This window comes from Commensalibacter communis, from assembly GCF_947179105.1.
GTDB classification, from domain to species: Bacteria; Pseudomonadota; Alphaproteobacteria; order Acetobacterales; family Acetobacteraceae; genus Commensalibacter; species Commensalibacter communis.
Genome location: NZ_CAMXCK010000001.1, coordinates 259607 through 274052 on the forward strand (window position 1 = coordinate 259607; position 14446 = coordinate 274052).

Annotated in this window: 13 protein-coding genes and 1 pseudogene; 10 read left to right on the forward strand and 4 right to left on the reverse strand. The window is 36.9% G+C overall.

Annotation, left to right across the window (positions count from 1 at the left end; all coding sequences use genetic code 11):
* The first annotated feature begins 282 nt into the window (after positions 1-282).
* Together PQG52_RS01260 and PQG52_RS01265 are read left to right on the forward strand one after the other, a co-directional pair.
* Positions 283-1629, forward strand: a complete 1347-nt coding sequence (locus PQG52_RS01260; protein WP_271827535.1) for a slipin family protein — start codon at positions 283-285, stop codon at positions 1627-1629.
* Positions 1626-1952, forward strand: coding sequence for a hypothetical protein (locus tag PQG52_RS01265; protein ID WP_271827536.1), 327 nt, complete (start codon positions 1626-1628; stop codon positions 1950-1952). Before PQG52_RS01260 ends, PQG52_RS01265 begins: the two co-directional genes overlap by 4 nt.
* Positions 1953-2063: 111 nt before the next feature.
* Here the strand turns inward: PQG52_RS01265 and PQG52_RS01270 are convergent, their stop codons facing one another.
* The gene (locus tag PQG52_RS01270) at positions 2064-2858 is read right to left on the reverse strand and encodes a hypothetical protein (protein ID WP_271827538.1); all 795 of its coding nucleotides are present in this window, start codon (positions 2856-2858) and stop codon (positions 2064-2066) included.
* A 462-nt stretch (positions 2859-3320) separates the two neighbouring features.
* Here PQG52_RS01270 and PQG52_RS01275 point away from each other — a divergent pair, with 462 nt between their 5' ends.
* From PQG52_RS01275 to PQG52_RS01310, 8 genes and pseudogenes are all read left to right on the forward strand, one after another.
* Positions 3321-4799: a leucyl aminopeptidase gene (locus PQG52_RS01275; RefSeq protein ID WP_271827539.1), complete on the forward strand. Its 1479-nt coding sequence runs from the start codon at positions 3321-3323 to the stop codon at positions 4797-4799.
* A gap of 11 nt (positions 4800-4810) precedes the next feature.
* Entirely contained in the window at positions 4811-5272 is a 462-nt protein-coding gene (locus PQG52_RS01280; protein WP_271827540.1) for a DNA polymerase III subunit chi, read from the forward strand.
* 147 nt (positions 5273-5419) lie between these two features.
* Positions 5420-7276 (forward strand): hypothetical protein, encoded by a 1857-nt coding sequence (locus PQG52_RS01285; protein WP_271827541.1) that lies wholly within the window; start codon positions 5420-5422, stop codon positions 7274-7276.
* A gap of 5 nt (positions 7277-7281) precedes the next feature.
* Positions 7282-8226, forward strand: a complete 945-nt coding sequence (locus PQG52_RS01290) for a hypothetical protein (protein WP_271827542.1) — start codon at positions 7282-7284, stop codon at positions 8224-8226.
* Between the two features lie 2 nt (positions 8227-8228).
* Positions 8229-8762, forward strand: coding sequence for a hypothetical protein (locus PQG52_RS01295; RefSeq protein WP_271827544.1), 534 nt, complete (start codon positions 8229-8231; stop codon positions 8760-8762).
* Positions 8763-8764: 2 nt separating this feature from the next.
* Complete coding sequence (locus tag PQG52_RS01300) at positions 8765-10090, forward strand: hypothetical protein (protein WP_271827545.1); 1326 nt, start codon at positions 8765-8767, stop codon at positions 10088-10090.
* Positions 10087-11622, forward strand: a complete 1536-nt coding sequence (locus PQG52_RS01305; protein ID WP_271827546.1) for an NADH-quinone oxidoreductase subunit D-related protein — start codon at positions 10087-10089, stop codon at positions 11620-11622. The genes PQG52_RS01300 and PQG52_RS01305 overlap by 4 nt, the downstream gene beginning before the upstream one ends.
* An 11-nt stretch (positions 11623-11633) precedes the next feature.
* Positions 11634-12017, forward strand: a pseudogene (locus tag PQG52_RS01310) (NADH-quinone oxidoreductase subunit B family protein); the annotation flags it as partial.
* Positions 12018-12060: 43 nt separating this feature from the next.
* On the opposite strand, the gene PQG52_RS01315 reads toward PQG52_RS01310, so the two are convergent.
* From PQG52_RS01315 to PQG52_RS01325, 3 genes are read right to left on the reverse strand one after another with little or no spacing between them, the layout of a single operon-like run.
* Positions 12061-12987: a CDP-alcohol phosphatidyltransferase family protein gene (locus PQG52_RS01315; RefSeq protein WP_408869528.1), complete on the reverse strand. Its 927-nt coding sequence runs from the start codon at positions 12985-12987 to the stop codon at positions 12061-12063.
* Positions 12971-13648, reverse strand: coding sequence for a phosphatidylserine decarboxylase (locus PQG52_RS01320; RefSeq protein ID WP_271827547.1), 678 nt, complete (start codon positions 13646-13648; stop codon positions 12971-12973). The genes PQG52_RS01315 and PQG52_RS01320 overlap by 17 nt, the downstream gene beginning before the upstream one ends.
* A gap of 33 nt (positions 13649-13681) precedes the next feature.
* Complete coding sequence (locus tag PQG52_RS01325; RefSeq protein WP_271827548.1) at positions 13682-14425, reverse strand: hypothetical protein; 744 nt, start codon at positions 14423-14425, stop codon at positions 13682-13684.
* Between the last annotated feature and the right edge of the window lie 21 nt (positions 14426-14446).

Below are 14446 nucleotides of genomic sequence, written 5' to 3' on the forward strand. Positions count from 1 at the left end.
TGGCAGCCTTAAACTCTTTATAAAATGAAGGGGGGTCTAGGGGGAAGATATTTTCTAATGAAGGTTAAATGATCTTCGGGTGATTTAATCTAACAGCGGAAAGCATGGTCATCACCGGTTAAAGATGATGTTATGATCGCTTTATTATCAGCAAGACGATGGGATTTTATCAGATTGCCCATAGTAAAGTCATCATAACCACTCGCGACAATCTGTCATGATAATGTATATATTTGATACTTAGACCCCCTCATTAAAATCGTTATTTTATGGATATTCACGATGACACAAAGTTTGATCGAAAAAATTACAGGTAAAAAAACCATTATCGTTCAAGAAAATGAACGTATGATTGCGTCGTATCAAGGGCGGGTTTTAGGATTTTACTCATCAGGAACGCATTCTTTGCCTAATCGGGATCATTCTTTGGAATATACTATCTATGATTTAAACCAACCTGTTTTTTCCAGTGATTTAGAAAAAATTATTCGGCGAAAAATGCCTAGAGAACTAGAGCGACACGTCTTCATCATTGTAGCAAATGATAATGAAATTTGTATTATTAAAAATGGTATCTCAGTTTATGAGGTTTTAATGCCTAATACTGAGCGTCTGCTATGGAAAGATGCCGGAGAATGGTCAATCCAAAAAATTGTCATTCCAAACGATTATCGTATGGATGCGAAAGTTGTAAAACAGTTCGGATTGGAGCAGCATGTTCTGCATATTATAACCAATGAAAATGAAGTTTGCATCATCAGAAATGGGAATTTGGTTTATGATGTTCTTAGTCCTAATAAAGAATGTTTATTGTGGAAAGATGGAGAAGATTGGTCGCTTGAAAAAATTACCATTCCAGATGATTGCCGAGTTGATAATAAAGTTGCTAAACAGCTTGTTGTTTCCAAAAAAGCGTCGTTGTTGGTGACCTCCACGATTGAATCTTATGAAAAAGGGATATTAAGAATTGATGGTATTATATATCCACCATTAGAGGCAGGGACATATTACTTTTGGAATATCGCGGTTAATCTTACGGTTAAAAAAATAGATTTGCGTCGTCAGACTTTGGATATTACTGGTCAAGAACTATTAACACGCGATCGGGTAACTATTCGTATTAATCTGACCGCAGATTATACAGTAGAAGATCCAATGATGGCTGTTTCAGCAGTCAAGGATTACCAAGCAGCCCTTTATAATACGTTACAATTAACGTTTCGTAAAACGTTAGGGGAAATGTCTTTGGATCAGATTTTGGATCGCAAATTTGCTATTGGTGATGAAACGATGGCGATGGTGCGTGCGGAAATGAAATCCATTGGATTAGAAGTGCATAATATTGATTTAAAAGATGTTATTTTGCCTGGTGAAATGCGTGATATTTTTAATCAGGTCGTTGCTGCTGAAAAGCAAGCAGAGGCGAATGTCATTCGCAGACGTGAAGAAACAAATGCGACACGTTCATTGTTGAATACAGCCAAAGTCATGGCGGATAATCCGATTATGTTGCGTTTGAAAGAATTGGAAAGTTTAGAAGCTATTGCTGCCAAAGTCGATCATTTAACAGTTCATAATGGTACCGAAGGACTGATGAATGATTTGGTTAAGCTAAGAAGTGATAAATGATAGTTAAGATATATTTTGATTTTTTTCTTGATGCAAAGTCTGTTCAAGGAAAAGAGAAAATACTGAACAAGATTACTCGACTTTTAGACACTCAATATGGTTATGCATCAGTGAACCATATTGAGAATAATAAATTTATCATTACTTGTGAAATAGATGCTTGGGAAAATTTGATATTTCGGTTGATTGAATTTTCTCAAACAATAGGAAGGCAGTGGATTATCACAGGTTCTATCAATGATGATTTAAGTTTGTGGAGTAATGATCCAAGAGTTATTGGGGTTAGTCATATTGGGATCAATGTAGATAAATCAAATAGATAAGTCAATTATGTATTTGCTGCTGCTTTCTATTACAATTGTTTCATTTAGAACGCAATCAACTGTATATGACCTCCATTCTATTATTAATCATAGAGTGAAGGTCATATGACTTTATTGTATTGTCGATACCCAGCCACGTTCAATTTGATAGCCATAGCCTGTTAATTGATATGGTGTCATATTAATTTTGGTTGAGACTGTTTTGCTTGAAAAATTACTCAAGCTACCTATACAATCGGTATTATATTCAAAGGGAAAATACATTTTTGATGTGTTTCCAATGGCGCCGCCAAAATCTGTGGAAGTCACAGGGCCGTAAAAAACACTAATCTTTGCTAGTAAATTACATGATGGAACAACAAATTGGGGAAAGCCAACTTTATAAAATGCATAATATTCTGCAAATCCACTTCCTGATGTTTGCAGATTGCTAACGGTGTTTGGTAAAGTCCAGCTGCCGATATGGACTGTTTGTCCTGTTTGTTCGTCTTGTAAGTCACCACTCCATGTGTTCCCGGTGGTTTTTTTAACGGTAATTTTGTAATTATGACCATAAGTGGTTGGAAATACTACGCCACAGCTTACACCAGGACCGCCATCAGCTCCGTTTGAGCAATTTGGATCTGTTGTGGTTGAGTTGGCAATAAATGATGAAAATACAGCTCTTAGATATTGTTTTCCATTGATATCATATTGTGGTTGAAGTCCAGTATATGCACCATTTCCTTGATTGCCAGAGTTGTTAAAATAAAATTGTTGTGCAAAATAGGTGCCCGTCGCATGTAGAGTATTTTTATTTACTGTAAATCTGAAGGTTAAATTTGTTAAGCCGGTCTTATTATAAGGCTTAACAAATTTACCGATTTGCCAAGAAAATCCAACATTCCCGGCGGGAACATATGCCATTGCACTAGATACTCCAATTAGAAAAGTAGAAAATATTCCTACGATCAAACTAATTATTCGTTTTTGGTTTTTAACCATAATATTGGTTGATCCTTTTTATATAAAATTAATAAAATTTATTAGTAATTATTTAAAATTTACAATAATTACTGGTATAATATAATATCGAATTAAGAATAAATACTCAAGTTTAAAATTATATACTTTGAAAAATATATTTATTACTTATATTCTATTATCTATATTTATTTGTAATTTATTTGTGGTATTTCATTATGTAGGTTTCTGCGTTTGCCCTTTGTCTGACAAAATGCCGACTATTTGTATATGATGTGATCAGCATTTTTTATAAACGTAAATTTCTTTGTTCTTTAGATTTCCTTGTTGGATATTTTTGATATAGTAGATTGAATTAATAATTATTTAATGAAATAAATTTTAAGTTTTTGAAGGATTATACAGATGATACCGACAGTCAGTTTTGCCAGTTTAAAAAAACCAGAAAAGGGTGATGTTGTTCTTTTTACATTTGAGAATGGCGAACAAAGTGATTCTTTTCGTGTAATAAACAAAGCATTGGGTGATGCGTTGACCCGCGCGATTGCAGCAGAAGAGTATAAAGGAAAGTTAGGGCAAGTCTGTAAACTCGTAGCGCCGAATGCTGAATATACTCACGTCGTGATTGTTGGTTTGGGCGAACAAGCTGATTTTTCTATTGCTAAAGCCCGTCAAGCTGGTGGTGTGGCAGCAAAAGCTTTGCAACATAAAACCACCGCTTTAACCATGATGACTGATTGGGATTTTACGGAATATTCGACTTATATTGCTTTGGGTGCATTATTAAGTGTGTATGAATTTAATAAATATTGTACAGAAAAAAATAAAAAAACCGATACAAAACACTTAAAAGAAATCCAAGTGTTAACTTCTGATTTTGAAGCAGCTCAAAAAGATTGGGGTAATATTGCCGCAGTGGCAGAAGGATCTTATTTGACCAGAAATTTGGTTAATGAGCCTGCTAATCACTTAACACCTCCTGAATTTGCCAAACGGATTAAAGAGCTCGAAACATTAGGCATTTCAATTGAAATCCTAAACAGAGCTAAAATGGAAGAACTAGGCTTTGGTGCATTATTAGGGGTTGCGCAAGGTAGTGATGCTGAACCTCAAACCGTGATTATGCAATGGAAAGGCAATCCAGAAGATAAAGAAGCACCAGTAGCATTCCTTGGAAAAGGGGTGACCTTTGATTCTGGTGGAATTTCTATTAAGCCAGCTGGCGGTATGGAAGATATGAAAATGGATATGGCTGGGGCAGCCACCGTTGTTGGGTTAATGAAAACTTTGGCAACTCGTAAAGCCAAAGCAAACGTCATTGGTGTTGTCGGGTTGGTTGAAAATATGTTGTCTGGAAATGCACAACGTCCAGGCGATATTGTCACCAGTGCTTCTGGTCAAACCATTGAAGTCTTAAATACGGATGCTGAAGGACGTTTAGTTCTGGCTGATATTCTTTGGTATACCCAAGATCGCTTTAAACCACGTTTTATGATTAATCTTGCGACCTTAACAGGTGCGATTGTCGTCGCATTAGGCTATGAATATGCTGGATTATTCTCAAATAATGATGAACTTTCAGAACGCTTATCAACGATTGGAAATGATATTGGCGAAAAAGTATGGCGTATGCCAATGGGACCCGCTTATGATAAAGCCCTAGACGCACAATTTGCAGATATGCAAAATATCGGTGGTCGTGATGGTGGGTCTATTACAGCGGCTCAATTCTTACAACGCTTTGTAAATAAAACCCCTTGGGTTCATTTGGATATTGCTGGAACGGCTTATACTGGCAAGGGAACAGATAATGGACCCAAAGGTGCAACCTCTTTTGGTGTCTGTTTATTAAACCAATTGGTTAAAGATCATTACGAAGCCTAAGGATTAACAATATGGCCTCTGTTGGTTTTTATCATTTAACCAAGACTAGTTTAGAACAAGCATTGCCAGCGTTGTTGACACGCACGATGCAAGTAAAAGAACATGGGTTGGTCTTATGCAAAGATGACCAACAGGTTAAATTATTGACAGAGGCTTTATGGCGTATCACACATCCTGTGTGGTTGCCACATGGGTGTCAAACGTCTAAACACCAAGATATTTCCTCTGAATGGCAACCTATATGGTTGACAGTGTCAGAGGAAAATCTTAATCAGGCTGCTTTTTTATTCATTGTGAAAGGGCAGTCTTCACTTTCTTTATCGTCTTTTAAACGAGTGTTTGATTTATTTGATGGGAATGATGAACAAGCCGTTCAACAAGCACGGGAACGGTGGCGGTTATTAAAACAAGAAGGTCATGATTTGACCTATTGGAAACAGACCGACAAAGGTTGGGAACAAGGCGGCAAGTAGTATTTGTGCTTTTTTGTTTATTTCTTTGCCATTTTACGCTAGTGAATAAACAACTCATTTTATATTCAATATCAAATTATCGCTTATCCATGATAAAGGAATAAGATTCTGTCACTTTTTATTCTTTGCTTATTATTGTTGATCGTCATGTTGATGGGATTACAGGGCGGGATAGCAGCAAAGCGGTATTATCAAGGGTATGTTTTAACTGGTCTTGAGAATGTTCCTTTGATAGGATCTTCTTTGGGTTGTATACTCACATTTATTTATTCAATTTTTTATTTGTCTACAACAAGTTTATCTTTACCAATATTGAATAAAATATTTGGTTTCAGCTTTTACCTTGATGCATTAAATTCTTTTTGTTTATTTTGTCTTTTCTTATGTGGTGCATTATTTGTATCCTTTAAACGAGAGTTAGGTGTTTCTCATTATTTTCTGTTACCTTATGTAAATACGTTATTGCTGTTATTATCAGGTAATTTATATTTTCTTGTCGGTCTTTTGTCTATTTTGATGATGATGAGTTATGGTCTTTCAATAGGAAAAACTATTATTCCTTTTATTGGATTGGCGAGTTTATTAATTATAGTTGTTTTATTGCCCGTACAAGTCGGTGCGCAAGGAAATTTTGTTTATTTACCCTTCGAAATATTAAGACAAATTAGTTTCCCATCCATCATATTATTTTTCGTCTTATTAGCCAGTAGCGTCTTTATGGGATTTGTTCCTTTGAGCCAGTGGCGAATGAATATTGCTCGGCAAGGTAAAGGGGATGTCGTTTATAATTTTATGCATCTGTTATTGTCTATGGCGGGGATGTATTTATTGTTACGATTTTATGTCGATCTAGGTCAAAAAAGTGAAGCTTTGTGGCTTTCATTATTGGTAACAATGATGGGTGTCGTTGCCGCTTGTTATGCGGGATGGCAAAGTTTAGTTGTGAAGAGTTTCCAAGAACGGATCAGCTGTTTATATATATTGGGCAATGCTGTTCTTGTTCAAACGGTTGGTATTGTCTCTTCTTTTATGGTCTCTGAACAACAACAATGGATTCCATTTGCGAATGATGTGTTATTTTTTGGTTTATTCATTCAGTTTATAGGATTCAGTTTTGTTTTTTTATTATCGGGTTTGTTAAAAGCCTATCAAACAACATTGTCTGAGAAACAAATCATTCCTTCGCCAATTTTGATTTCTTTACTACTGTTAAGTTTTTTACTATCAGGTTTTCCTCCATTTGCTGGTTTTGCAATATTATGGGGTAATTTACAATTATTATTGACGATGCCAGCAGGGCATCATTTAACCAATACGTTATTAACGACGGTTATTCTTGGGTTAAATGCGATTATTTTAATCGTCTCCATATTAGGATGGATACGATTAATTTTAACAGGCGGCGTGCAATCACTTCAAAAAGCATTATTAGAATTATCAGACTATTTGTCGCTGAAATCCTTTGCAGAAATTAAAATAGGCATTGCTCTTCTCTTTATTATTGCGTTGGTACCAGGATGTGTTTTTGTCCTAGCACGTTCTATTATAACGAATGTTATGGGTATATCGGAAGCATCAAGTAACTTTTTCACTTTTACTATTTCTTCATCACATATTTCATTTACTCCTTTGCTTATTGCGGGCTTATTCATTGGCATTATCTTAATAATAGGATGGGTTGCGCGTAAAGAGAGGAAAAAAGCGCCGACTTTATTATTAAGAGAATCAAATTCACAACCGAATACGAACCGTTCCATTATTGTCGAGGAAACAAGTTTTTCATTTGGACAAGCCAGTTTTCAAGCAATGTTAGAAAGACGTTTTTCGTTTATACGTTATTTCTCTGTTATCAATTATACCGTTTGTAAAAATTGGATACGACTAAAGAAAATTTCTTTACGGCATACGCATCATATCAATCTTTTCGTTTGGCAATATCAGAGTTTGTTTCTGTTGATGATAATTGCGATTATCCTCGTTTCTATCAGTATGATTGCACGGTGATTGCGATGATGTTTTGGTTATTAACTTTTAGCGTCACTTTGCTGCATTTAATGATGGTTTTATTATTGGCTCCTTGGGTAATGGGGTTCCAAAAATGGCTAGAGGCAAAGATACAAGGCCTGCCTGTTGTTCCTTTTTGGTTTTATTGGGGTGAAATCTACTCGGTTAATATTAAACGTTTATCTAGTTTTTTAACGATTACCTATTCATATACCTCTTTATTGCCTTTCATAGCTTTGGGAGCAGCAATCATTGCAGCTTTACTGGTGCCTAGTTTTACGGTGGGAATGGTTACAGCTTCTTTTTCTGATTTGTTGTTAATTATTGCTTTGCTAATGATGATCCCCGTATCTTTTTTCTTGGTTTCCTTGCGCTATGATTCCTTGAAAAGTCTAAAATTATTACAGACCATGTTGGTTGATAATCTTTTATTTTTGCCTGTCTTATTCTTCGTGTTAACCATAATTCGCTTCATTACAGGTAGCACATTCCTTGATGCGGTGGTGATATTTTTCCACCAGTCTGGTGAATTTCCTTTGATGGCGTATTGCCCCTTATTGGTTGTGGCTTTTTCTTTGTTATTTGTGGTTTGGGATATGCCTAATTTTTCACAAAGAGAAGGGATGGATGGCTTTGGTGGGGCAGATAGAGGGTTGCTGCTTTACACGAATGATGTGCAGTTTTTAGTTTGGTTGTCTCTGATCGCGCTGTTTCTATGGCCACAAAGCTTGGTTATTTTACAATTTGGCGATCACTATTTTATAAATTGGTTGCGCGCAGTTCCTTTTGGGATATTGGCTTGGGTTACTAAAATTATTGCTGAATGTTTTATATTGGCAATGATGCGCAGTTTATTGCTGTTTTCCAGTGGTATTTATCGTGTTGGTATTGCAGTTGTTCTAAGTTTTTTGGCAATTATCTTATATTTTGCTGGTTTGAGTGGAGAGTAACGATGTGGCTTTCCTTATTCATTAGTATTTTATTATTGGCAACGATTGGTGGAATGTCCCATCCTTCTGCTCAAAGTTTTACTCATTCAATATTAACTATTTTTTGTCTATTATCAGGAAAAGAAAATGCGCTTGATTCACAGATTACCATAGGGTGTATGATCTTGTCTTTTGCATCAGGTGTTGTTTTAAGTATTATTTTAAGGCGACAATCCTTTCCTCGTTCTTTTAAAGAATTATTCTCTGGGCTTTTGTTCGTTATTCTGATGGTCTCGTTAATCGTATATATTTTGCCACCTTCTTTACCAAGGTTAGAATATGGAATTGCTTTATCCATTATTTTAATTGGTATGGTTTATAGTGTTTTAGGAAAAACAGTTGGTGGGCAAATTATGGGGGTTGCGTGTGCATTAAATGCATTGTCATTGGTTGTTGGGTTAAATGGGCAAGGCATGGCTTTTATTGCACTGGTTTCATTTTACAGTGTTTTTCTATTCATGTCTTACGTTGTTGTTTCTAGATTAGGGCGGTTTTGATCGTGGAAACAATAAATGATCTAGCAAAATTATTATATTGGGGTTGTGTGATTTGGCCTTTGGCTGGAATGGCTGGTATTTTTGCGTGTGAAGGTCAAGCAGCTAGGGCAAAATGTCATTTTGTTATTTCGATTATTTTAATTGTTATTACGGCTGCTTCGGCATGTTTAGCAGATGATTTTTTCTTGTCTACGGTGTGGAGTAGTGATGGGTTAACACGATTTTTGCGTCTTATTATCGCGATTGGGGCCTGTATCTCAACGGTCTTATTAGCTTTTTGGGCACCTAGAAGTCTTTTCTTTGCCAAGGAAGACAAAAGATCATTATGGAATTTATTATTATTTCATTTGCTAATAACCGTTTCAATGTTAGCGGTTGGGGTTAATAATCTTTTCATTGCTTTGTTATTTATCGTCGTGTTAGCTGCGTTACTAATGTTAGGATGCATGATGATGCAAGGAGGCAGCAGCATCAAAGCAGGTTGGGGGTATTTTCGGTTAGTATTGTTGTTCGCAATGATGGCTGTTGTTTCGGCATTTTTACTGGCATCGGTTCCAATTGATAATGCACCTTATTTAGCACAATTGAGCAGCGTACTATTAAGTGTAAGTCTGGTTTTAATTGCTGGATTATTTCCAATGTCTATGTTTTCTTTAGGATTGACAATGGAACTGCCTTTGACATTAGGGGGCATTGGCTCTTTTATTCTTTCTGTTCCAACGATCGCTACTGTTTTAAGGTTATATCAACTTCCAAATTATCAGCCTTCTGCATATCTGTTAATTATTTTGGTCATTATCAGTTTATGTTTCGTGATAATGAATGAACAAAATCGTCAACGCTCTTCCTTGTGCCTCAGCGCTATATTCTTGGTTGCCATGAGTATTTTAGGGGGCATTTTTGCTAATCATGTCGAAGGAGTGTTCAGTGCTTGCTTGTTTATGATGGCACTAGTTGTTTTTGCACCCTTGGGATATATGATGAGTCAAAAGCAAAGGAACAATCAAGAAGCATGTGAAGGTTGGGTTATGTTGGCATTATCTGGGTTACCACCGATGGGTATTTTTTGGGCTTGCTCGGTATTATTTGCTTATTTGATGCAAACGATGCCTGTGGCAGGAATATTGATTATTGGTCTATTTTTGATAAGAGGATATATTCTATTTCAAAAAGGTAGAACGATTTTTTTCTCTCCAGACATGTTTAATAAAGAAATACAATTGATTTTGGGGATTATTATTACGCAAACAATTATCATTCCTTTTGTTACATCCAGTTGGCTATACCAGATTTCTTTGGAATTTATTAAACATCATGGTGGATCATGATACAGTCTGACCCACCGTTAACAACGCATACCAAGGCTGCGGATTTAATCAAGAAACACAAAAGAGAAAGTAAGTTCTTTTTCCGCGTAGAAGAAGATGAGTGGAGAGAAATTGTCTCAAAGCTACCTTTAGATCGTTTGATTTTTTTGGCGATGTGGTGCAGCGGTGATGATATTAATATTTTGTTTCTCGAAAATGGTTTCCGTCCTTTGGGGGTAAGGGTTGCGTTTTCAATTGATCGTTATTTAGCTGTATCTCAAATCCGTCCAGCAGCGATTATTTACGAACGTATGATTTGGGAGTTATGGGGCAAAGAAGCGATGAATGCTGTTGATTTGCGTCCATGGTTAGATCGAGGGCTGTGGAAACATACTTGGCCATTATCCTCTAAACAAGCACCAACTACTTGGCCGCCAGAAAAATATGATTATGAAATGCCTCCTGATATCGTTCAAAAAGGTGGTGAGCTTGCAACGATTGATCCTTCATCTTGTCAAGGCTTTTCTCCGTCCCTATGGCGTTTTGCGATGGTGGGTGAAACAATTATCAAGGCAGAATCGCTATATGGATATACGCATCGTAGTATTATATCCAATTTATTAAATAAAAACGTTTTAGAGGTTTTACCTCAAATTAGCCGTATTAATGCAGTCGACAGTGTGGCACATCAAATTGCGTTTGCTCATGCGATCGAAGATATGGCGCAGTTTATGCCAACCGCCAAAGTATTACGAAAGCGGGTAATTTTATCGGAGCTTTCGAAAATAATTGCCCATTTGCTCTATTTATCGCAGCTATTCCGTCAGTTGGGGATTGGCATCATTGCTTCACGTTGCGAGATTGCGCGTGAACTCTTAATGCGTTGGAGTGCACATTATTATGGTCACAGATGGCTAATGGATTGTGTTTTTCCTGGTACTGTTCGTTCAATCGATGAAATGGGGGAGGAAGCTACCGAAAAATTACCAGCGAAAGTAAAATATCTATGTGTTGAAGCTCATAAACTGATGCATGGTTTCCCAGGATTAATAGATAGTTTGCAAGATATTGGGGTATTAAGCACAGAGCAAGCCATCCAATTTAATATTGGTGGGGTTATTGGGCGAGCTTCTGGGCGGGATGTGGATATTCGTCGATATATGCCTGAATATCGTTTAGAGTGGTTGTCTCCTCGTACTTTTACCAGTGGGGATGTGTATGCACGGATGCAACTTCGCTTTCAGGAAATTGAGAATGCATTGCAAATTATTGAAACAATCTTGCAGGACGTTGAAGAAGAAGCCCCTGTTGAAGATAAGAAAATCATCGTTGAAACCTTATATGGTGAAGGAATAGGGGTTTGCGAAGGGGTGCAAGGGGATCTTTGGTATTATATCAAGATAGAAGGTGGGATTATTAAGGATGTCTTTATCCGTGATCCTGCTGCCAATCAGGCCTATGTATTACAGGGTATTTTGCAAGGCGAACTTTGGGAAAATCAATCCATTATCAGGGCTTCTTTTGGAATATTATCAACAGGCGTTGATCTATAAAAGGATAAAAAATGGCTGTAATCCGAGCATTATTTGATTCTGTTTTTGGAAAAATCAAACCTTTAGATCAAAAAATAGGTCATACTAATCAGATTCTACATCTTTTTCCTGTCCCTTGTGGGGATTGCAATGGTTGTATATTGGAAATAAACGCATTGCGAGGCGCAGCATTTGATATTTCAGCCAGTGGGTTAGCCTTTGTCGACCACCCAGCCATTGCAAATATTTTATTGATTACTGGGGTATTAACCCGTTCTATGATCCCGTATTTAGAAAAAAATTGGGAGTTAATGCCAGAACCAAAAGCGATTGTGACTGTTGGGGCTTGTGCAATTAATAAAAATGTTTTTGATGAAAATTATGCGGTTTTAAAAGAGACGACTGGAGGGGAGGATTGTATCTTGAAAATCGAAGGATGCCCCCCAGCACCTCAACAGATTATGGAGGGGTTATTGGGGGTGTTGGGGCTTCGTCCTCAGTCTGAATTGGATCTTCCTCATCCTCCTCACTCGCCTCTTTATGAAGAGCCTCTGCATCAGCCTTCAACAGACGAAAACTCCGATAGCTCAACGGGATAGTGCATAAATATAATATACCACTAAATGCAAAAGTTCCCCATGGATCTGCAACTAATACAGTTGCATAAATGGTAGTCCCTAAAAATAAAGGTAGAACATAGGCAGTAGGAACTTTAAAATTCTTAAATGACCAAATCGGAATGGTTGAGATCAATAAGAAAGACGTTGTTACCAACATAATAATGGTTAATATTTCTGAATGAGCAATATTAATCAAAAAATCCCATTGCAGTTTATTGGCTTCTAATCCCAAGAATACAGGGAATAACACGATCCCAGCCCCAGCAGGTGCTGGTACCCCTGTAAAAAAGTTACTGGCGTATTTAGGTTTTTCTTCATCTTCTAAAGACGCGTTGAATCGAGCCAATCGTAATGCCATACAAACGGAAAACATCGCACAAGGGACAAAAGCATAACCGCTTTTTATATCTTTTAACGCCCACATATATAAGATAAAACAAGGGGATATTCCAAAAGACAAAAAGTCAGCCAAGCTGTCTAGCTCTGCACCAAAACGGCTGGTTCCTCGTAATAAACGCGCAATGCGCCCATCTAACCCATCAAAACAAGCTGCGATTACAATAGCAATAACTGCTGTGCCAAAATCCCCATGAATAGCACTGCGAATACCAATTAAACCTGCGCATAATCCTAACATTGTTAAGAGGTTAGGAATCATGCGGTTAAACGATATTCCTTTGACCCTAGGGCGTATTTTTTGACGTAATAGCAAATTACGTCGTGCACGAAGCGATAAAGATTTAGGTGTTTTAGAGTTTAGAGACAATAGTTTCCCCACCAATCATAGTTTGTCCAATTTGTACATTCGGTTTACAGTTTTCAGGCAGATATAAATCAACTCGAGAACCAAAGCGAATCAACCCATAAAGATCGCCTGTTTCAAAGTGACCCTCAACATTTGCATCACATACAATTCGGCGTGCAATAAGACCAGCGATCTGAACGACGATTAATTGTTGACCATTGGGCAATGTCATACAAATAGCATTACGCTCGTTATGTTCTGATGCTTTATCCAAAGAGGCATTGAAAAATTTCCCTTTGATATACACTCGGCTGGTAATGGTTCCTTTGGCTGGGATACGTTGTAGATGCACATTCAACACAGACAAGAAAATAGAAACACGCCATACAGGTTTTTCAGGCATCCCTAAGTTGGCAGGGGGCATAATACAATCAATGGCTGCTACTGTGCCGTCTGCGGGGGATACAATCACGTTTTCTTCCGTGGGAATGACGCGTTTTGGGTTACGAAAGAAAAACCAAACGAATCCAAAACCGAGTAAACCAAGTTTACCGATGAAGCGAGTCATTCGCCATTTTGTCATGCGCCCTAAAATAGCTACTATGGCTGTTATAATTAGGAAAGGGTGGCTGGCAGGATGTGGTTTGCACATACTGGATTGTATTGATTTTAAAATAGACATGTAAACGTAACCTTTGGACGTAATATTCTTAACTCAGTCAGAATCTTTTGAATTCAAACTGGATTTGGATGATTTGCTTTGCAGTATATAGTTTTTTTTCAAAGGTGCCACTGTAATTGGTGCATAAAGATTTTTTTCAATCTCAACAAGGTGGTACCCACCCAAATAAGGAACAAAAAACAACCCCGTGAATTCAAGTATTTTATTTGTTCTTAGGGAAACAGAATTCATGATTTTAGGAGGAAAATACAAAACACGTTCATAATGATTGATACGAAACATATGTTGTTTTAAAACGATATTTAATTTTTGAATAAAGAACGCATTTCTATATCGAAAAGAAAGATTTTCAATAACCGACCACCATCCAAGTTTATTGGGTAAGAGTAAGATGATTTTTCCGTGATCTTCTAATGTCTCCCAGCAAGAACGAAGCATTAAGCTAAATTGGTCCTTAGATAGTTTTGCATCATGCACATACAAAATACGGTTAATACTACAAGCTTGCAAAGGAAAAGAATCAATGGATAAATGGCATATATTTTGATTATATAAAGATTTCAAATTCTGAGATGGGAGAGAATCTAATATTCCATGAATATGATATTGAGGGTACCAAGTGTTTTTTGGAATTAAAGAAGATGTTTGCCCCAATGTAAATAGGGATAGTCCGTATAGATTAGGCCACAATTGTGCTAATTTATGTTGAAGATAGGTTGCAATTCCTTGTCTTTTTTTACGTGGATCGGTTAGAATAGAATTAAAGTCGTAAGCCATTGCAACCTTTTCCTCAAAGAT